Below are 20,215 nucleotides of genomic sequence, written 5' to 3'. Positions count from 1 at the left end.
AATATAAGAATTTACCCATGGGGAAGGTTGTAGGCATCGATTTAGGAACAACTAATAGTTGTGTCGCTGTAATGGAAGGTGGTAAACCTACTGTAATAGCAAATGCTGAGGGTTTCAGAACTACTCCATCAGTTGTTGCATATACAAAAAATCAAGATCAGCTCGTTGGACAAATTGCCAAAAGACAAGCTGTTATGAATCCTGAAAACACTTTTTATTCTGCAAAGCGTTTTGTTGGTAGAAGAGTTGATGAAGTAAATGAAGAATCTAAAGAAGTTAGTTATTCTGTTGAAAAATCTGGCTCTAGTGTCAAATTAAAATGTCCTATATTGGATAAGCAGTTTTCTCCTGAAGAGGTAAGTTCTCAAGTTTTAAGAAAATTAGCAGATGATGCAGGTAAATATCTTGGTGAAAAAGTTACACAGGCTGTAATTACTGTTCCAGCTTACTTTAATGACTCTCAAAGACAGGCTACCAAAGATGCAGGAAAGATTGCCGGTTTAGAAGTTCTCAGAATTGTTAATGAGCCAACTGCTGCAGCACTAGCTTATGGTTTGGATAAAGAAAATGAAAAAATTCTCGTATTTGATTTAGGGGGAGGAACATTTGACGTTTCAGTTATTGAAGCTGGTGATGGAGTAACTGAAGTTCTATCTACATCTGGGGATACACATTTAGGTGGTGATGATTTTGATAAGTGTATCGTGGATCACTTAGCAAGTACTTTTAAATCAAACGAAGGAATTGACCTTAGACAAGATAAGCAGGCTCTACAAAGGCTTACTGAGGCAGCAGAAAAAGCAAAAATTGAGCTTTCAAATGCCACGCAAAGTGAAATAAATTTGCCATTTATCACGGCCACTCCTGAAGGTCCAAAACATTTGGATTTGAACCTAACTAGAGCAAAATTTGAGGAATTAGCAGCTTCTTTAATTGACAGGTGCAAAACCCCAGTTGAAAGGGCTATAAGTGATGCAAAAATTTCTACTAGTGAAATTGATGAAGTTGTGATGGTTGGAGGTTCATCCAGGATACCCGCAGTTTTAGATTTAGTTAAAAAAATAATAGGTAAAGAACCAAATCAAACTGTGAATCCGGATGAAGTAGTTGCTGTTGGAGCAGCTATTCAAGGAGGAGTTTTAGCAGGAGAAGTGAAAGATATATTGTTGCTCGACGTTACCCCACTTTCTTTAGGGGTAGAAACTTTAGGTGGGGTTATGACAAAAATGATAAATAGAAATACTACAGTCCCTACAAAGAAATCTGAGACATATTCAACTGCTGTAGACGGACAAACCAATGTAGAAATACATGTATTACAGGGTGAAAGAGAAATGGCATCTGATAATAAAAGTTTAGGAACTTTTAGATTAGATGGTATTCCATCAGCACCAAGAGGTGTTCCTCAAATTGAAGTGACATTTGATATCGATGCAAACGGCATACTTAGCGTTACAGCAAAAGATAAAGGAAGTGGTAAAGAACAAAGTATCTCTATCACTGGTGCTTCTACTTTATCTGATAATGAGGTTGAAAAAATGGTTAAAGATGCTGAATCAAATGCATCAGCAGATAAAGAAAAAAGAGAAAAAATTGATTTAAAGAATCAAGCTGAAACACTTGTCTATCAGACAGAAAAACAACTTGGTGAATTGGGAGATAAAATTGATGCTGCTGCAAAGTCTAAGGTTGAAGAAAAAAGTAATGCTCTAAAAGAGGCAACTTCTAAAGAGGACTATGATTCAATGAAAAAACTCCTTGAAGAGCTTCAACAAGAACTTTATGCGGTTGGTTCATCTGTTTATCAGCAACAAGGTAATCAGCCTCCAACTCCTGGTTCAGCGAGCAATTCTGATCAGACTGAATCAAATGAAAAAGGTGGAGATGATGTAATTGATGCAGACTTTACTGAAACAAAAGATTAGTAAAGGTAATTTTTAATTTCATTTGCAACCCATTTAGAACAAGCCGGAGCCAGCAAAATTCCATTTTTATAAAAACCTGTACATATAATTAGTCCATTTTCAAGATTTTTCATTATTGGTGAAGGTTCACCATCTGGTCTTGATCTTATTCCGTACCATTTTTTAGAAATTTTTCCTTTCATCAGCCAATTTGGTCTTTTATCGAGAAAATTTGTGAGTTTTCCGAATGTACTTTCTTCTGGTTTAGTACTATATTCGTCAGTTGATCCAATAATTAGCTTATTTTTTGATTTTGGAATTATATTTTTACCATTTATATTGAATTGTTTCGGCAGCGATAATAAATCAACTTCTGCATCATTTATCTCAATTTCCATAGCTTGACCTAAAACAGGTTTTAATTTGATGTTGTGAGATAGGCTATCTATTAAATCAATCGCTTTTAGTGAATTACACAAAATAACCAAGTCAGATTTGATGTTTTCATTATTCTTTGTTGTAGAAATCCATTGATTTTTTGATCTTCTTATTTTTATTATTTCTTCTCGCAAATAATTTACTTTTTTATGTTTTAGATATTTATCTAATGTTTGAAGTAAAGAAAAAGGATTTATTCTTCCATCTTCGAAAGAGATCATTCCTTTTATATTTTTTGTTTGGAAGGCTTTATTAATATTCTTAATAAATATTGAGTCTCTTTCCAAAATTCGCAAGTTTTGATCATTATTTTCACAAACAAATTTCTTTAATTTTTTAAACTTTTCTTCATCAGTAGTTAGTTGAATTAATGGTTTTTCGATATTTAATTCACAATTAAATTTTTGTAGGAATGTAATCCATTGTGGCCATAATTCAATGCTTTGTTTCCTGAGATCCCAGCTTCTACCTCTTCTTTTTTGATACATATTACCCATTAGTAAGCCTAAAGCTGCATTGCTACTATTTTGGTGTTGAGCTGGATCTATTATCGTTACCTTGGAACCTAATTCTGATAATTCTAAGGCGTTAAACTTTCCAATAATCCCTGATCCAATAATAACTATGTCTGTTTTTTGAAAATTTTCTTTTAAGCTTTTCATTGATATATTAGATATACTTGCTTATTTGACTTAATAGTTAAAGATTTTTTGGAACATCCTTCAATTATATTCAAAATTGTTTGTCCTGATCGTCCTGGCCTTGTAAGTTTACTTACAAGTTGGATTTCAAATTACGGTGGCAACATAAAACATTCTGATCATCATACAGATCAAGATGCGGGTTTATTTCTTAGTCGAATTGAATGGAATAGTAACAATGAATTTATTAATAGAGATGAAATTTATAAAGAATTTGAAAAAATTGCAGATGAAGTAAATGGAAAATTTAACGTAAATTATTCTGATGAAATTCCAAATGTTGCTATTTTCGTGAGTAAACAAAATCATTGTTTGATTGATTTACTTTGGCGAGTAAGAAATGGAGAACTCAAAATGAAAGTCCCGTTAATAATTTCAAATCATTCTGATCTTAAAAATATTGCAAATGATTTTAATGCAAAATTTATTCATATTGATACCTTTAAAACTGATAAATCTATTGTTGAAGATCAATTTTTAAATTTACTAAAAGAATATGAAATTGATCTTGTTGTATTAGCCAAATATATGCAAATTTTGAGTGACTCTTTTTTAAAAAAGTTTTCTTCAATAATAAATATTCATCATTCTTTCTTGCCCGCATTTAAGGGCGGCCACCCATATCATCGAGCTTGGAAGAGAGGTGTTAAATTAATCGGTGCTACTGCTCATTATGTTACTGAAGATCTTGATGAAGGCCCGATAATAGAGCAATGTACAGTTAATGTAAGTCATAGAGATGAAGTTGACGATTTGATTAGAAAAGGAAGAGATATTGAAAGAATAGCTCTAGCAAGAGCGGTTAGATTACACCTAAATCATCAAGTATTTGTTTATGACAGCAAAACTGCTGTTTTTGATTGAAGATAGTTTTTTAGTCTTCTAATTCTATTTGTATTTGTCTTTCATAAATTGATTCTTCATTAAAAGCTCTTGCTATCAAGAAACTGGCAATGCAGCTGATTAATACAGGTTTCATTATTAATAAATTTTTTGTTAAAGCGAAAGCTAAAAACATCGCTGTAATTGGTGTTCGAGAGCATCCTGCTACGAAAGCTCCCATTCCCGCAAAAATGTATGTACTTGGTGCATGTCCTGTCGCAATTTCCACCCAGCTCCCCATTATTAGTCCGATTGACCCTCCTAAAGTAAGCATTGGATAGAACAATCCCCCAGGAGCTCCAGATGCTGCAGCTAAACCTGTCGTGATAAATAATACTAAAACTGCTAATAAAGCAATTCCAATACTTGTATTTTGTTCAGCTATTATTTTCTGTAATTCATCTAAATTATGAAATGTACTGGGTAAACAAGAGTAGATGCTTCCTAAAATAAGTCCACAGATACTCATTTTTAAAACAAATTTATTTTTATACCACCTTTTCCCAAGATTTTGCATAAACAAAACATATCTGCTGTACAATTCTGCAAATATTCCAATAATTATTCCTAGTAGAACTAAGTAAATAAAATCTACAGGTAAGAAAAAAACTGATGGGTCATATTCTTTTTGAATCAAAAATCCGAGATTAAAATCAAAGCCTCCTGCTTTAGGATCTAAACCTAAGGCTTGAATAATATCAGCAGATGAATCTGCAATGAAAGTTGTAATTACTACTAATAGCAAAATTACTGGTCTTGCAGAGTTTAATAACTCTTCTATTGCATAGACAAAACCTCCTAATGGAGCGCTAAATACTGCAGCTATTCCAGCACCACCCCCTGCCGCTACTATGACTCTTCTAAAAGCTGTAGGAGCTTTGAGCCACTTGGCCATTTGCCAAGCTACTGATCCTCCCATTTGAACGGATGGACCTTCTGGACCCAAAGGGAATCCACTGCCAATAGCAATAATTCCTGATACCAGCTTTACTAATCCTACTTTTAAATTCATTGGAACTTTTTTATGTCTTAAAAAACCCATGATTTGACTCACTCCGGAACCTTTTGCAGCAGGTGCTATATTTTTGATCAAATATCCTGCAATAGCTCCTCCTAGAGCTCCAAAAATAGGTAAGACCGTAATAGATGGGAATTGGTCTAATAATGCTAATCTCCAATTATTAATAAAATAGATTCCAGTTTTAAAAGATATGCTTGTAATTGAGGCTCCTAAACCTGTTAATAAGAGCGAAAATGCAACGACTAGAGATCTTTGTTTTAATAATTTTTTGATGCTACGAGAAGAATTATTACTTGTTTTTTGAATATTATCTTTTATAAAATTTGGCATTGTCCATGATTACTTTGTCAAGCTGAAATCGTGTATTTCATCAAATTGAAGATAGCGATAAAGTTCATTTGAATATGGATTAATTTTATTTTTAGTAATATCCTGATATTCTTCAACTTCAGGTATTTTGCCAAGCAGTGCGCAAACTGCTGCTAATTCAGCGCTTCCTAAAAAGACTTGTGCATTCTTGCCAAGTCTATTGTCAAAATTTCTTGTACTTGTAGAAAATACTACGGCACCTTCATCTACTCTGGCTTGATTCCCCATACATAAAGAACAGCCTGGTAACTCTAACCTTGCACCACAATCTTCGAAAATTTTATAGTAACCTTCAGCTTTTAGAGTCTCTTCATCCATTTTTGTTGGTGGACAAATCCATAATTTAGCTTTTAAATTTTGTACACCTTCAAGAACCTTCGCAGCTGCCCTGTAATGGCCAATATTCGTCATGCAAGAACCTATAAAAACTTCGTCAATATTTGTATTTGCAACATCAGTGATTTCTTTTACATTATCTGGATCGTTTGGGCAAGCAACTATAGGTTGTGTTACTTTTGCTAAATCAATTTCAATGATTTCTTCATACTGAGCGTTTGAATCTGGTTGAATCAATGATGGTTTTTTTAACCAATTTTTCATATCATTTATTCTTCTTGAAATTGATTTTGAATCTTCATAATTGCTCTCAATCATTTTTTCTAGGAGGCAAATATTGCTTCTTAAGTATTCCTGTACAGTTTCTTGGGATAAAAGTATGGTACTACCAGCGCATGAGCGTTCTGCAGTAGCATCAGTAAGCTCAAAAGCTTGTTCAAGTTTTAGGTTTGGTAATCCCTCAATTTCCATTATTTTCCCGTTGAATATATTTTTCTTATTTGCTTTCTCAACAGTTAAGAGTCCTTTTTTAATTGCGAAGAGAGGGATTGCATTTACTAAATCTCTAAGAGTGATTCCTGGTAATAATTCTCCCTTAAATTTAACCAGCACAGATTCTGGCATATTCAATGGCATTGATCCTATTGCAGCGGCAAAGGCAACAATGCCCGAGCCTCCAGGGAATGAAATGCCAAGAGGAAATCTAGTATGACTATCTCCACCTGTGCCAACAGTATCTGGTAGAAGCATTCTATTAAGCCAGCTATGAATTATGCCGTCTCCAGGCTTAAGAGCTACTCCACCTCTTTGAGATATAAAATCAGGTAATTCTTTATGGGTAACTAGATCTACTGGTTTAGGATAAGCAGCTGTATGACAAAAACTTTGCATCACTAAATCTGCAGTAAATCCTAAACAAGCTAGTTCTTTTAGTTCATCTCTAGTCATTGGTCCAGTAGTATCTTGACTACCAACTGTGGTCATAATTGGCTCACAGGTCGTTCCTGGCCTTACTCCATCTAAACCGCATGCTTTGCCTACTATTTTTTGAGCTTGAGTAAAGCCAGCATTACTTTCGGTTGGATTTTGTGGTCTGGTAAATATTTCACTAGGTTCATATTCTAATTTATTTCTAATTTTGTCTGTAAGAGATCTTCCAATCATAAGATTAATTCTTCCGCCAGCTTGAATCTCATCAGTAAGAGTTGATGGATACAAGTCGAATTTGCTTATTAATTCTTCAGTATTTGAATCTTTTTCAATTTTTTTAATAATGCCTTCATAAGGATATATTTTAATAACATCTCCTGTTTTCATTTGAGATACGTCAGCTTCTATTGGTAAAGCTCCTGAATCTTGTGCAGTATTAAAGAAAATTGGGGCTATTTTGCTACCAATTATTATTCCACCTGTTTTTTTGTTTGGAACAAAAGCAATATCTTCTCCTATATGCCAAATTAGTGAATTAATAGCAGATTTTCTAGAACTACCTGTTCCAACAACATCTCCAACATAAGCTATTGGTAAATTTCGTTTTTTTAAATTATCAAGAATCTTTAGTCCATCTGGTTTTTTAAATTCCAACATAGCCAATGCGTGCATAGGAATGTCAGGGCGTGTTGTTGCATGTACAGCTGGAGATAAGTCGTCTGTATTTGTTTCACCGTCAACTTTAAACACTAAACAAGTAATCTCTTTCTCCAGAACTTTTTTATTTTTGAACCATTCTGCATCTGCCCAACTATTTACAACCTCTTTTGCATAAAAATTATTTTGAGATAATTCATAGATTTCATTAGCTGAGTCATAAACAAGAATAATATTTTTTAAAACTTCTGCCGCTTTTTTAGCAAGTAAACTATTTTTTCCTTTTAGTATTGCAACCAGAGAATTTACATTATATCCGCCTATCATTGTTCCTAGTATTTCAATTGCTTTTTCGGGATTAATTGATTTGCAAGATTTTTCAGAATTAACAATAGCTGTAAGCCAGCTTGCTTTTACGTAAGCAGCTTCATCAACTCCTGGTGGTACTCTATTTATTAGTAAATCAACTAAATAAGAAGAATCATAAGAACTATCTTGTTCCAATAATTTTGTAATACAATTTGTTTGCTCAGCATTTAGAGGTAAAGGAGGTATACCTTTGGCTGCTCTTTTAGCTACGTGATCAGCGTAATCTTTTAGCAATGTTTCCAAATTCTTCATTAGTAAGGTTTAATGCCTAATCTATTGTTATTTTTAATATTGAAAAGGAGAGTATTCATAAATGCTTTTTTAAATATTCAAACTTCTTAATTAATCAATGGAGACATCATCAAATAATTCAGCTTTAGAAAAGACATCAGATTTACACGTTGTTGAAACACGTCCATTAATACCTCCAAGCAGATTACATAATGATATACCTTTAGATCACGCCTCTGCCAATACAGTATCTAAAACAAGAAGATCGATACAAAATATTTTGCATCATAATGATCAAAAGCTTTTAGTCATTGTTGGTCCATGTTCAATTCATGATCTAGAGGCGGCGAAGGAATATTCAAAATATATTCAAAACTTCCGAGAAATTTATAAAGATAAATTAGAAATAATAATGAGAGTATATTTTGAGAAGCCAAGAACAACTATTGGCTGGAAGGGATTAATAAACGATCCTCATCTAGATGATTCTTATGATATTAATACTGGTTTAAGAAGGGCAAGAAGTTTGCTTTCATATCTAGCAACTCGTGGCATACCTTCTGCTACAGAATTACTAGATCCAATTGTTCCTCAATACATTGCTGATTTAATAAGTTGGACAGCTATAGGTGCGAGGACTACTGAAAGTCAAACTCATAGGGAAATGGCATCAGGATTATCTATGCCTATTGGTTTTAAAAATGGAACAGATGGTTCTTTTACTACTGCAATAAATGCAATGCAGTCAGCTTCAAAATCCCATCATTTCCTAGGTGTAAATGAAAATGGAATGGCTTCTATTGTTAATACTACAGGAAATCCAGATGGACATATAGTTTTAAGAGGAGGCTCAAAAGGTCCAAATTTCGAAAGTCAACATGTTCAAAGAATTTCAGCTGAATTAAAGCAATGTAATCTTCCACATAAAGTGATGATTGATTGTAGTCATGGAAATTCCAACAAAGATTTCCGAATACAGTCTGAAGTACTAAAAAATATAGCTTCACAAATAAGTAATGGAGAAAAAAATATTTTAGGAGTTATGCTTGAAAGTCATTTGAAGGAAGGTAATCAAAAACTTTTAAAAAAAGACGATCTTGAGTTTGGAAGAAGTATTACAGATGCATGTATCGATATAGAAACAACAAAAGAACTACTAGCTATTTTGTATAAATCAGTTAATTAAGTAAAAAATTAAAACATAATGCTGAAGAAATTGGAACAATGAAGTTATCTATTCCTAAAACACTAAACTGTTCGAGAAAAGTAGCCAAAAAAGCTATCGCAAAATAATTTAAATTAACATTTTTTTGCTGGGCATATCCTATTGAGCAAACTACTATCAAGCTTGTTAAAAACATTGTCAAAGTGCCAAACAATGATTTTTTTTGTTTAAAAATAATCCAATTTTTTGAATTAAAGCTTTTGCCTATTAAGCCAGCTAATCCATCCCCAAAAGTCATAACAAAAAATCCAGCAATTAAAGCATATGGATCCTTATCCCAGAAAAGCCAAATTAAAATAAATAAACTTAGACAATAAAAGATTGTTCCATAACTTTTTCTTTCAACATCTTCAATTGTTGGGAATAATTTATAGGTGTAATTGATTAAAACTATTATTGAAACAATTCCTGTAAAAATTAGAGCAGAATTTTGATCAATTTTTAAAAATTGTGCAATTGGTATTAAAGGCCCTATTCCAATGTGTATTATTTTTCTGACAATTTCTTTGCTATCGTCATTAAATTTTTTAAAAACTACTGATACTGAAAAAATTAAAAATAAATATAAAAAAATTACTGCAAATTTTATCAATTTGATTAAGCTGCTTTTTGATGAGTTGTCATTACTCTAAGCTTCAATATTGCTTTAGCTTCTAGTTGCCTTACTCTTTCTCGAGAAACATTAATTTGTCTTCCTATTTCTGCAAGTGTCAATGGTTCTTCACCATCTAAGCCAAATCTTAGCTTCATGATTTTTTGTTCTCTCTCATTTAATTGAGAAAGCCAAGTACCTAAATGTTCTTTTTGTATAGTTCTATCCATACCTTCCATAGGTTCTTCACAATTTGGATCAGGGATAAGCTCTCCTAAAGTGCTTCGGTCTTCTTCACCTCTTGCATGGGCATCGAGAGAAGCGCAAGGTGCACTTTGAGAAATTAAATCTTCTAAATCTTTTTGATCAATTCCCATCTCTGTTGCCATTTCTAATCTGGTGGGTTGTCTTCCAAATTTGTGTGATAACTCACGAGATACTCGCCTCATTTTGGATAATTTTTCACTTATGTGTATAGGCAAACGTATTGTTCTTGCGCTGTTATCAATAGCCCTTGTCATTCCTTGCCTTATCCACCAGTAAGCATAAGTAGAGAATTTATATCCCATAGCAGGATCAAATTTATCTACAGCTCTTTCAAGGCCAATAGCTCCTTCCTGGACAAGATCTAATAATTCAAGCCCTTGGTTTTGGTATTTTTTTGCAACAGAGACAACAAGCCTTAGATTAGCTGCCATCATTCTATCTCTGGCTCTTTTGCCAATCTTAATTTGATAAAGATTTCGTTGAGTTCTATCAGTTTCAGGAATTTTTAGCAACTTTTTCATGTTTTGAACATGATGAGCTAACTCTATTTCCTCTGCTGGAGTCAGAAGAGGTACTCTACCAATGCTACTTAAGTAATAGCCAATAGAATCTGAAGCGAGTCTGCCAGATTTTTTTTGGCTTTGTTTTGCAGTAAGACTGGATTTCGATTTGCGAGATTTGCCCGCAGTGTTTGGTAATCTTGGCTCATCAAATTTGTTATTTGAAGAGCTTTTCGCAGATTCCAGAGGGATCCCCATCACCCTGGCCTCCTAAATAATGGATTTTTTAGAAAGCTAGCACTGAAATTGAAATAAAAACTACTTTTACGTTGAAATTTTAAAGACAAAAATTGTTTTTTTAATGCTTATTTCTTAAAATCCATTGCAATAATTGAATTTTATAAAAATTAAAAAAAATTTAAAATATTAAGTATTTTTTAAAAATGTTGTAAAAATCAATATTAATTTTATTTATCTATGAGGTCAATTTGAGAACGATTATCGGATGAATCTAATGCATATTTCGAATAAGAACCATCTTCTCCCATTATCCAAGAAAAGTAATCATCTTTAATGTAGGTTTGCAAAAGCGAGTATATTTTAGATTTCAATTCATTATCCTCTATTGGAGTAACAGCTTCTATCCTTCTATCAAGATTTCTTCTCATCCAATCTGCACTCCCAATAAAAACTTCATTATCACCGTTATTACAAAACCAAAAAATTCTTGAGTGTTCAAGAAAATGGCCAATAATGCTTTTGACTTTTATATTGTCACTTAAATTTTTTCTTTGGGGATACAAGCAACAAATACCTCTTACAACAAGGCTAATTTTTACACCTGAGTCTGAAGCTAAATAAAGAAGTTTAATTATTTCTGGGTCTACTAAAGAATTCATTTTTGCAATTATTTCGGCTTTTTTGCCTTCTTTTGCATTTTTAATTTCTCTCTTTATCAGAAATATAAACTTTTCTCTCATCGATGAGGGAGAAACTAATAATTTTTGATAACTTTTTTGTTTAGAAAAACCTGATAAGTAGTTAAATAACTCAAGTAAATCTGATGCAATATCTGGATCAGTTGAAAGTAATCCTAAATCTGTATAAAACTTTGAAGTATTAGAGTTATAATTTCCCGTTCCAATATGGAAATAATTCCTTAATCGTCCTTTTTCTTTTCTTACTATTAAAGCTATTTTTGTATGTGTTTTAAATCCAATGATTCCATATACAACATGAATTCCAGCTTGTTCCAGTTGTTTTGCCCATTGAATATTATTATCTTCATCAAATCTTGCTTTTAGTTCAACAAGAGTCATTACTTCTTTACCATTTTCTGCAGCTCTCATTAAAGCTGCAATGATAGGCGAATCCTTGGAAACTCGATATAAAGTAATTTTTATAGCCATTACAAGTGGATCATCAGCTGCTTTGTTTATAAACTCTTCAACTGAAGTTTTAAATAAGTCGTAGGGATGATGAAGCAGAATATTTTCTTTTCTAAGTATATTAAAAATAGAATTGAGGTTTTTATTGGTAGGTAAATCTAAATTTTTTAATTTCGGATGAGTTTTCCCAATAAGTAGATTTTCTTTTAAATCATCCCTATTAATTTTTGTAAGCTGATTTAAATCATCAAGGCCTAAAAAACTTTTGCAAAAATAAATATACTCTTTTTGTATTGAGATACTTTCAATGAGTAATTTCAGAATATTTTCTGGCATATCTGATTCAACTTCTAATCTAACTACGTCTCCACCTAATCTTCTTTTTTGCAAACTTTGTTCAACTGCTAAAAGAAGATCATCAGCTTCAAGTTCTTTTAATTCTAAATCTGCATCCCTTGTAACTCTAAAAAAAGAGTAATTTATACATTCCATTCCATTAAATAAAGTATTTATATTATTCCCAATTAAATCTTCAACACTTATGAAACAATATGTACTCTCATCAACATGTTGAATGATTTCATTGGGAATTTGTATAAATCTATTTATATTTTTTGTTGGTATTTTTACTCTTACAAACTGATTTTTAGAATCTTCTCCATCCCTTATAAGAGCTGCCAAATTAAGACTTAAATTACTTATAAAAGGAAATGGATGTGCTGGATCAACAACTAATGGGGTTAATAAAGGGAAAATAGATGAAGTAAAATAGTTATTACACCAATTTCTTTGATTTTCACTTAGTTCCTTATATTTTTTTAAAAAAATACCTTTTTCTTTTAGTTCATTATTTAATTCATTATTTATATAGTTTTCTTGTAGGTTACTTAAATTCTTTACTTCTTTATTTATTTTTGTTAATTGCTCTTTAGGGGTAAGTCCATCAATACTTTTTTTTGTAATACCTGCTTCAACTTGAGCTTTTAATGAAGCTACCCTTACCATAAAAAATTCATCTAGATTATTACTAAAAATTGAACAAAATTTTACTTTATCCAGGATTTTATAATCCTTTTCCATACCAGTAAGTAGTACTCTTTTATTGAATTCAATCCAACTTAATTCTCTATTAATAAAAACATCAGCCTGGCTTTTCATTAAAAAACTTTTTATTTTTGATTGTTAAAAGAATTCTTACTTTTACCCTCTGCAATAAGGTATATCATGAAAAGTAAGATAATGGAACCAGCTATAAAAGGTGATTTAGGACCAAAACTATCATAAACCCTTCCTGCCATTGCAATTCCTAAAACTCCTCCAAGACTCTGTAGACCTTGAAGATTACTTAAAATTGATCCTTGTTTATCAACGTCTAATTTCTTTGATATTAGTGCTCTTAAGGTAGGCGTAATTAACCCTGCCCCAACGGCTAAAAATGAAACAGCTGAATAAATATTAATTGTCGCATTTTCTTTTGGAGCAGTTATTAAAAGAGAACATGCCACAAGAATGAAGCCTGATCCGATAAGTGTTAATCTCATTTCGCCAAATTGCTTTACCAAAGGCCCAATTAGACCTCCCTGAACGATAATTGCAATGATTCCTACTACAACAAGAGTTCCACTTGATGCTTTGGTCGTCCAGTTTAAAGATTCTTGAAGGAAAAATATAAGGATATTTGTCAATCCAGTAAAAGCAATAAAGTAAATAAAAAAAGCTAATGATAACTTTTTAATTTTTTCTTCTTTGAAAACTGTAAAAAGTTCTTTCAAAGGGTTTTTAACAATAGTTTTTGGTTTATTAGTGTCACTCTTAGGTTTTGTTTCTGGCAAGTAAAAGAAAACTAGAAGAAAATTTATTATTGGAATAATTGATGCTATTAAAACTGGGATAATAAAGTTATTATTTGTATTTTTTGCAAATATTACAACGAAAATATTACCTAAGAAAAAACTTAAACCAAAAGCTACACCAATAAGACCAAATGTTTTTGCTCTTTTTTCAGGACTTGAAACATCTGCAAGAATAGTTGTTGCAGTGGCTGCAGTTCCTCCACTTAAGCCGTCAATTAGTCTTGCTAAGAATAATAAGAATAATGGGATAGTGGCTATTGAATTTGACCAATTAAAAAGAACAGTAAAAGATAATATGGATATTCCAATTATTGAGCCTGTAATACAAAAAAGAGTGACAGGTCTTCTTCCATATCTATCACTCATAAGTCCTATAAAAGGAGAAGCTGTAAATTGTGCAAGTTGGTAAGTGCATGACAATAAACCATATGTACTTGCTTTAGAGTCAAAAAGTAAAACAAAAGAGGGTAATATGGGTAACAGTATACTTTCACTTAAACGATCATTTAGAAGGGTGATAAATGCACTAAGGAGAGTAAATTTTTTATTTGGTTTTAATAAACTTTCTTTCACAATATTTACCTTCATTGCGATTAACTTTTACTACCATACTTGTTAATGGAGAATATTGTGCCTGGCATTGTTTATTTAGTTGGAGCAGGTCCAGGTGACCCTGAGCTTTTGACTCTTAAAGCTTTGCGCCTAATAAAAAATTGTGATGCATTAGTTCATGATGCTTTAATCCCGGATGAAATAACAAAAGAGGCAGGAAAAAATACAGAAATTTTCCATGTAGGAAAAAGAGCTGGGAAGTGTTCTGTACCTCAGGCAGAAACTAATGATCTTATTTTGAAATTAGCAAAAGAAGGCAAAAATGTTGTAAGGCTTAAAGGGGGAGATCCATTCGTTTTTTCTAGAGGTGGTGAAGAGGTATCGATTTTAGAAAAAAATGGAATTTCAGTTGAAATCGTTCCTGGTATTACTTCTGGGATAGCTGCCCCCACATATTTTGGTATTCCACTAACCCATAGAGATGCTGCGAGTTCCGTAACTTTTGTCACTGGACATGAGCGTGTAGATAAGGAAAAAAAGACAGTGAATTGGAGAGATTTAGCTAAATCATCAGATAGCTTAGTAATTTTTATGGGTATAAAAAATATTGAATTTATTGTGGAAGAATTAATTCTAGGTGGTTTAGATAGGAGTACTAAATGCGCTGTTATTCAAGAAGCTACTTTAAAAAATCAAAAATGTTTGATAGAGAAATTAGAGAATCTTCCAGGTAAAATCAAAGATAAAGAATTTTTAGCTCCATCAATTATCATTATTGGAAAAATTGTTGAATTTAAGGTTAATAACAATATAACTAAAGTATCTGATGTCTATTTACCAGATATTAATAAAGTTCAACTATATAATAAATCCCAAAAGTAAATTGGATCGAATTTAGGTTTAAGTATTAAATCATTAACTTGATTAATTTGTCTGCAAGATAAGCTATTTATTGCAACTATTATGTCATTATTTTGAAATTCTGGAGGAATTAATTCTTCTTTTACAATTTTCAATTTTAAAGCTTTAGAAACCATAATCCCTTCTAAACAGCCGCTCTCTTTTCTAGGAGTTATCCATTGATTATTTCTTTTAATTAGAAGATTAAATGTACTTCCACAACAAAGTTCTCCTGATGTATTCAAAAGGATAGAATCATCAAATGATTTTTCATTAGCTTCTGTCAAAACTTGTATTGCCTGATTATATGAAAATGTTTTGCATTTACTTATAAGACTGAATTCATTTATTTTTTCCCTTTGACTAATGCAAACGCTTATCGGATTAAAATTTGGTTTTATTCTATAGAACTCAAGCCATAAATTATCCAAATCTTTTGTCTCTGAAGTGCTATCAATTGTTAGTTTTCGACCTTCATTAGCTCCTCGACTATAGTTTATTCTGACTGACGCAAATTGATCATTTTTAAGCGATAACTTTTTAATTCCATCATCAATAAGTTGTCTCAAAGTTAATTTATTTATTTTGAGATTAATATTTAAAATCTTGCTACTTTTTTCTAATCGTTTCAGATGTTCATCAAAAAGGATAGGTTTGTTTTTTTTAATCAAAATTGTTTCAAATATACCATCAGCAAATTTTAATCCTCTATTATTAGCAGCAATAAATATTCTATCAATATCCAACCATTGATCCTTGTGCCAGCCTAATGTTTCAGTCATTTTAGTGAATCAATCAAAGGTAAAAGTTTCCACTTTAGTTCATCAGTTTCCTCTTCAGGGTTTGAGTCAATCACTATTCCGCAACCAGCATATATATTGATTTTTTTGTCTTTAATTAAAAATGATCTTATTAGTATATTGCTGTCAAACTCTCCATTCCAGTCAAGCTTCAAAAATGAGCCACAGTATGGTCCGCGTTCACATTCTTCTAATTCAAAAAGTCTCTGGCATGATCTTAATTTAGGTGCTCCAGTTATAGACCCACCAGGCCAACAAGCTTTTAGTAAATCAATCCAGTTCTTGTCTTTTTTTAATTTGCCTCTTATTACTGAAGTTAGATGATGAACTTTTAAGAAACTTTCAAGTTTTAATATTTCTGGCACCATAATACTTCCTGTTTCGCAAACTTTACTTAAATCATTTCTTATTAGGTCAACAATCATAATATTTTCGGCTCTATCTTTTTCGTTAGTTATTAAATCGATAGCATTAAGTGCGTCTTGAGTTAAATCTTTATCTCTGGATCTAGTTCCTTTAATAGGTCGTGATTCTACAAAATTTTTATTATCTATTTTTATAAATCTTTCTGGTGAAGTAGATAATACAGCCTCTTTATAATTATCGTTATTTATTATTATTCCTCCAAAGGGAGCTCTTAATTTCCTTCTTATTTTTAAATATATATCTAGAGGATTATAGTTTTTGGAAGATTCAATTTCGCATTTAGTTGTTAGGTTTGCTTGAAATATATCTCCTAAGGAAATAAATTTTTTCAATTTTAAAATATTTTTCTGAAATTTTTCAGCCATTTCGTCCAAATTTATTTTTGAAAAATCAAAAGTCAAATTTGTTTTAACAATATTTTCTTCTTCAATATTTTTTATATTGTTGATTATGTTTTTATAATTCATCAGTTCAGATGAGTTTGTGCCTTCGATAATTATTTCTTTTTTTATTAGATTACATTTAATGATTGGATCATATGATGCTATCCATAAAGTTGCCATATTAGATTTTCGCCATGGGTTTTTGGGTTCTATGTAAACTCCAGCTTCATAACTTAACCATCCGATCCAAAATCCTTTTTCAATATTTTTTAAATTGTTAAATGGATTATTAGTTCTGTCTAAGTTATTGATATCTCTTGATTGTATTATTTTTTTAGGTTTAATTCCTATTATTGACCATTCCCCATTTTCTTTGCCATCACTGTCTAGCCAAGCTAATCCTTTATTTCCGAATTTTTTTGTTAGATGATGGGTAATCAGTGCTGGATCCATCCATTTCTCTAGAATTATTTTTTTTATTTTCATTTTTTATTATTGTTATTTAGCCATTTTTCATAAGCGGCATTTCTAATTCTGCAGCTATCACACTTACCGCATGGTTTTGAGTTGCCCGAATAACAACTCCATGTTTTATCTAAAGGGACATGACTATTAAAAGCTAATTTAATAATTTCCTCTTTATTTAAATCTAATAGTGGTGTCCAAAGTTTTATTGGATTATTTTCTCTTCCTCTTTTATTGGCTAAATCTGCTAATTCTTGAAATTTTTTAATGTAGTCAGGTCTGCAATCTGGATAACCAGAATAATCTAGTGCATTAACTCCTAATCCTATAAAATCAGCATCTATTGCTTCGGCATAACTTAGTGCAACGGAAATAAATATAGTATTTCTCCCAGGGACATAAGTATTAGGAATTTTATTATTTTGTACTCCTTCTATCGGAATACTTTTTTGAGTATCAGTTAATGACGAGCCTCCCCATAAAGATAAGTCAAGCTTAATGATTTTAAATTCTTCGATATCAAAGTGTTTTGCAATTATTGATGCAGAATTTAATTCTTTTTTATGACGTTGACCATAGTCAAATGAGAGGCCAAAAATTTTAGCTTCGGATTTTTTTGCGATACCAGTAACTGTAGAAGAATCTAAACCTCCAGATAATAAAACTACTATCGATTTATTTTTAAGATTCATATGATTTCAATTAATTTTTAAGTATTTGTGAGTTTGAAGGCTCAATTTCCAATCTGGGTTATTTTTTACGAAATCAATGGCAAGAGAAAAACCATTCGCATTGTTCCATGCTGGCTGTAAATAAAAAATTTTATCTTCTTTTTTTAAGCCATCTTCGCTTTTAGAGAGTTGATATTGTTTTAAAGTTTCTTTTTTTATTTGAATAGCAAATTCAATATCTTCTATTTCATTAATGATTATTTTGATTTCATTACATTTTTTTAAAAAATAATTTTTTGGAGGTGAGTGTCTTTTAGGAGATAAAGTAATCCAGTCATAGCTTCCTGATATCGAATTAACTCCACTTGTCTCAATATGAATCTTCATTGGCTTTTGTTCTTCTTCCATGGTCATTTTTTTTATGGCTTTGCAAAAATTATCCAAGTTATGTTGTAAAGGTTCTCCACCTGTAATAACGCAAAAAGATGCTCCTTTTTTTCTGGCAATTTTTATGCGATCTATTATTTTTTCAATTGATATAGAAGGGTATTTTTTCTCGTCCCATGAATTTTTGGTATCGCACCACGAACATCCAACTTTACATCCTGCTAATCGTACAAAAAAAGCACTTTTTCCAGCGTGATAACCTTCACCTTGTAATGAATGAAATTGTTCGACTAAGGGTAAAAAATTTGTCATTTTCATTCAAAAAAATAAAGAATATTAATTTGATTGATTTAAATTATCTTGAGAGGCTTTTATTAAACCTTTAAACAAAGGATGAGGTTTGCCAGGTCGTGATAAAAACTCGGGATGATATTGACATGCTAAGAAGTATGGGTGATTTTCTAACTCAATTAACTCAACTAATCTGCCATCTGGTGATGTACCACTAATTTTGTATCCAGAATCTAAAAAACTTTGTTTGTAGTAATTATTAAATTCGTATCTATGTCGATGTCTCTCATAAATAACATCCTCATCATATAAGTTTTTTCCAGTTGTATTTTTTGTCAATCTACATGGATAAACTCCAAGTCTCATTGTCCCACCTAAATCAACTACATCTTGCTGTTCTGGTAATAAATGTATCACTGGATTGGGAGTGTTTGGGTCTAGTTCTGAACTAGATGCATCTGGGAGATTAGCTACATTCCTAGCCCATTCTATAACTGCACATTGCATACCAAGGCACAAACCTAAAAAGGGAATTTTATTTTCTCTTGCGAATTTTATAGCCGAAATTTTTCCATTGACTCCTCTATTGCCAAATCCCCCAGGTACCACAATTGCATCAACTTTATTTAAGTAAGTTTCTGCTGAATTTTTTTCTATCATTTCAGCACTTACCCAATGTAAATCTAATAAAGCCTTTTGTTCAATGCATGCATGTCTTAAAGCTTCAACAACGGATAAATATGCATCTCCAAGTTCAATGTACTTACCTACTAAAGCAACCTTGATTGGAGCTCCAGGATTTCTTAGGTTGTGTATAAGTTGCTCCCAATTTTTCAAATCACATTTTTTATCTTCAAGGTCTAAATATTTCAGGGTTTCTTTGCATAAACCTTCTTTTTTTAACGAAAGAGGTACAGAATAAATACTGTCTGCGTCTAAAGCTTCAATTACAGAGTTGATATTGACACCGCAAAAACCACTAAGCTTCTTTTTAAGAGCTTCATTGATCGATTTATCACTTCGGCATACAAGTAAATCTGGCTGAATTCCAATTGATCTTAATTCTTTGACTGAATGTTGTGTTGGTTTAGTTTTTATTTCGCCAGAGGTTTTGATGTAAGGAAGTAATGTTACGTGTATGTATGCAACATCGTTACTATTGACATCATTTTTGAATTCTCTTATTGCCTCTAAAAAAGGTAGAGATTCAATATCACCAACTGTTCCACCAATTTCAGTAATTATAATATCTGCATTACTGTTGGCGGCTACTCTATGAATTCTTTCTCTTATTTCTCCCGTTATGTGAGGTATTACTTGCACAGTTCCACCATCATAACTACCTCTTCTTTCTTTATTGATAACTGCTTGATAGATAGATCCCGTAGTCACACTATTTAACCTAGTCATTGCAGTATCAGTAAATCTTTCATAGTGACCTAAATCTAGATCGGTTTCAGCCCCATCTTCGGTTACAAATACTTCTCCATGTTGGAAAGGGCTCATTGTTCCTGGATCAACATTTAGATATGGATCTAGTTTTAATATTGAAACACTATATCCTCTAGACTTTAATAATCTTCCTAGGCTTGCAGCTACAATTCCTTTACCAATGCTAGAAACTACTCCTCCGGTGACAAAGACAAATTTTGACATTAAATATTTTTAATTAAGCAC

Annotated in this window: 16 protein-coding genes; 4 read left to right on the top strand and 12 right to left on the bottom strand. The window is 31.8% G+C overall.

What is annotated here, in order from left to right:
* The first annotated feature begins 17 nt into the window (after positions 1–17).
* Positions 18–1,925, top strand: coding sequence for a molecular chaperone DnaK (dnaK, locus tag HA145_RS09480; protein WP_209128902.1), 1,908 nt, complete (start codon positions 18–20; stop codon positions 1,923–1,925).
* Here dnaK and HA145_RS09475 read toward each other — a convergent pair.
* Positions 1,922–3,004 carry an FAD-dependent oxidoreductase gene (locus HA145_RS09475; RefSeq protein WP_209128887.1) on the bottom strand — a complete coding sequence of 361 codons (1,083 nt, stop codon included), beginning with the start codon at positions 3,002–3,004 and terminating at the stop codon, positions 1,922–1,924. The two genes, dnaK and HA145_RS09475, sit on opposite strands and share 4 nt — an antisense overlap.
* Before the next feature lie 48 nt (positions 3,005–3,052).
* On the opposite strand from HA145_RS09475, the gene purU reads away from it, so the two are divergent.
* Complete coding sequence (gene purU, locus HA145_RS09470; protein WP_209128886.1) at positions 3,053–3,907, top strand: formyltetrahydrofolate deformylase; 855 nt, start codon at positions 3,053–3,055, stop codon at positions 3,905–3,907.
* Between the two features lie 10 nt (positions 3,908–3,917).
* On the opposite strand, the gene HA145_RS09465 is transcribed toward purU, so the two are convergent.
* Together HA145_RS09465 and acnB are read right to left on the bottom strand one after the other, a co-directional pair.
* Positions 3,918–5,276, bottom strand: coding sequence for a ClC family H(+)/Cl(-) exchange transporter (locus HA145_RS09465; protein ID WP_209128885.1), 1,359 nt, complete (start codon positions 5,274–5,276; stop codon positions 3,918–3,920).
* A gap of 9 nt (positions 5,277–5,285) precedes the next feature.
* Positions 5,286–7,859: a bifunctional aconitate hydratase 2/2-methylisocitrate dehydratase gene (gene acnB / locus HA145_RS09460; protein WP_209128884.1), complete on the bottom strand. Its 2,574-nt coding sequence runs from the start codon at positions 7,857–7,859 to the stop codon at positions 5,286–5,288.
* Between the two features lie 97 nt (positions 7,860–7,956).
* Between acnB and HA145_RS09455 the strand changes: the two genes are divergently transcribed.
* A complete protein-coding gene (locus tag HA145_RS09455) occupies positions 7,957–9,024 on the top strand; it encodes a 3-deoxy-7-phosphoheptulonate synthase (protein ID WP_209128883.1) in 1,068 nt (355 codons plus the stop codon).
* Here the strand turns inward: HA145_RS09455 and HA145_RS09450 are convergent.
* The 4 genes from HA145_RS09450 to HA145_RS09435 form a co-directional block, all read right to left on the bottom strand.
* Positions 9,017–9,655, bottom strand: coding sequence for a diacylglycerol/polyprenol kinase family protein (locus HA145_RS09450; RefSeq protein ID WP_209128882.1), 639 nt, complete (start codon positions 9,653–9,655; stop codon positions 9,017–9,019). The two genes, HA145_RS09455 and HA145_RS09450, sit on opposite strands and share 8 nt — an antisense overlap.
* Before the next feature lie 5 nt (positions 9,656–9,660).
* Positions 9,661–10,680 (bottom strand): RpoD/SigA family RNA polymerase sigma factor, encoded by a 1,020-nt coding sequence (locus HA145_RS09445; RefSeq protein WP_209128881.1) that lies wholly within the window; start codon positions 10,678–10,680, stop codon positions 9,661–9,663.
* A 209-nt stretch (positions 10,681–10,889) separates the two neighbouring features.
* The gene (gene ppk1, locus HA145_RS09440; protein ID WP_209128880.1) at positions 10,890–12,968 is read right to left on the bottom strand and encodes a polyphosphate kinase 1; all 2,079 of its coding nucleotides are present in this window, start codon (positions 12,966–12,968) and stop codon (positions 10,890–10,892) included.
* Positions 12,969–12,979: 11 nt separating this feature from the next.
* Positions 12,980–14,236, bottom strand: coding sequence for an MFS transporter (locus tag HA145_RS09435; RefSeq protein ID WP_209128879.1), 1,257 nt, complete (start codon positions 14,234–14,236; stop codon positions 12,980–12,982).
* 57 nt (positions 14,237–14,293) lie between these two features.
* On the opposite strand from HA145_RS09435, the gene cobA reads away from it, so the two are divergent.
* Complete coding sequence (cobA, locus tag HA145_RS09430; protein ID WP_209128901.1) at positions 14,294–15,097, top strand: uroporphyrinogen-III C-methyltransferase; 804 nt, start codon at positions 14,294–14,296, stop codon at positions 15,095–15,097.
* Here cobA and HA145_RS09425 read toward each other — a convergent pair.
* The 5 genes from HA145_RS09425 to HA145_RS09405 are packed head-to-tail and all read right to left on the bottom strand — an operon-like array spanning position 15,070 to position 20,194.
* Positions 15,070–15,897 carry an aminotransferase class IV gene (locus tag HA145_RS09425; protein ID WP_209128878.1) on the bottom strand — a complete coding sequence of 276 codons (828 nt, stop codon included), beginning with the start codon at positions 15,895–15,897 and terminating at the stop codon, positions 15,070–15,072. The two genes, cobA and HA145_RS09425, sit on opposite strands and share 28 nt — an antisense overlap.
* The gene (locus tag HA145_RS09420) at positions 15,894–17,210 is read right to left on the bottom strand and encodes an anthranilate synthase component I family protein (protein ID WP_209128877.1); all 1,317 of its coding nucleotides are present in this window, start codon (positions 17,208–17,210) and stop codon (positions 15,894–15,896) included. The genes HA145_RS09425 and HA145_RS09420 overlap by 4 nt, the downstream gene beginning before the upstream one ends.
* Positions 17,207–17,881 carry a 7-cyano-7-deazaguanine synthase QueC gene (gene queC / locus HA145_RS09415; RefSeq protein WP_209128876.1) on the bottom strand — a complete coding sequence of 225 codons (675 nt, stop codon included), beginning with the start codon at positions 17,879–17,881 and terminating at the stop codon, positions 17,207–17,209. The genes HA145_RS09420 and queC overlap by 4 nt, the downstream gene beginning before the upstream one ends.
* Before the next feature lie 6 nt (positions 17,882–17,887).
* Complete coding sequence (locus tag HA145_RS09410) at positions 17,888–18,559, bottom strand: 7-carboxy-7-deazaguanine synthase QueE (protein ID WP_209128875.1); 672 nt, start codon at positions 18,557–18,559, stop codon at positions 17,888–17,890.
* A 24-nt stretch (positions 18,560–18,583) separates the two neighbouring features.
* The gene (locus HA145_RS09405) at positions 18,584–20,194 is read right to left on the bottom strand and encodes a CTP synthase (RefSeq protein ID WP_209128874.1); all 1,611 of its coding nucleotides are present in this window, start codon (positions 20,192–20,194) and stop codon (positions 18,584–18,586) included.
* Positions 20,195–20,215 lie beyond the last annotated feature (21 nt).

Origin of the sequence: Prochlorococcus marinus XMU1411 (genome assembly GCF_017696075.1) — a bacterium.
In the GTDB taxonomy this organism is placed as follows: domain Bacteria; phylum Cyanobacteriota; class Cyanobacteriia; order PCC-6307; family Cyanobiaceae; genus Prochlorococcus_A; species Prochlorococcus_A marinus_V.
This window is presented reverse-complemented; position numbering and strand designations above follow the sequence as displayed.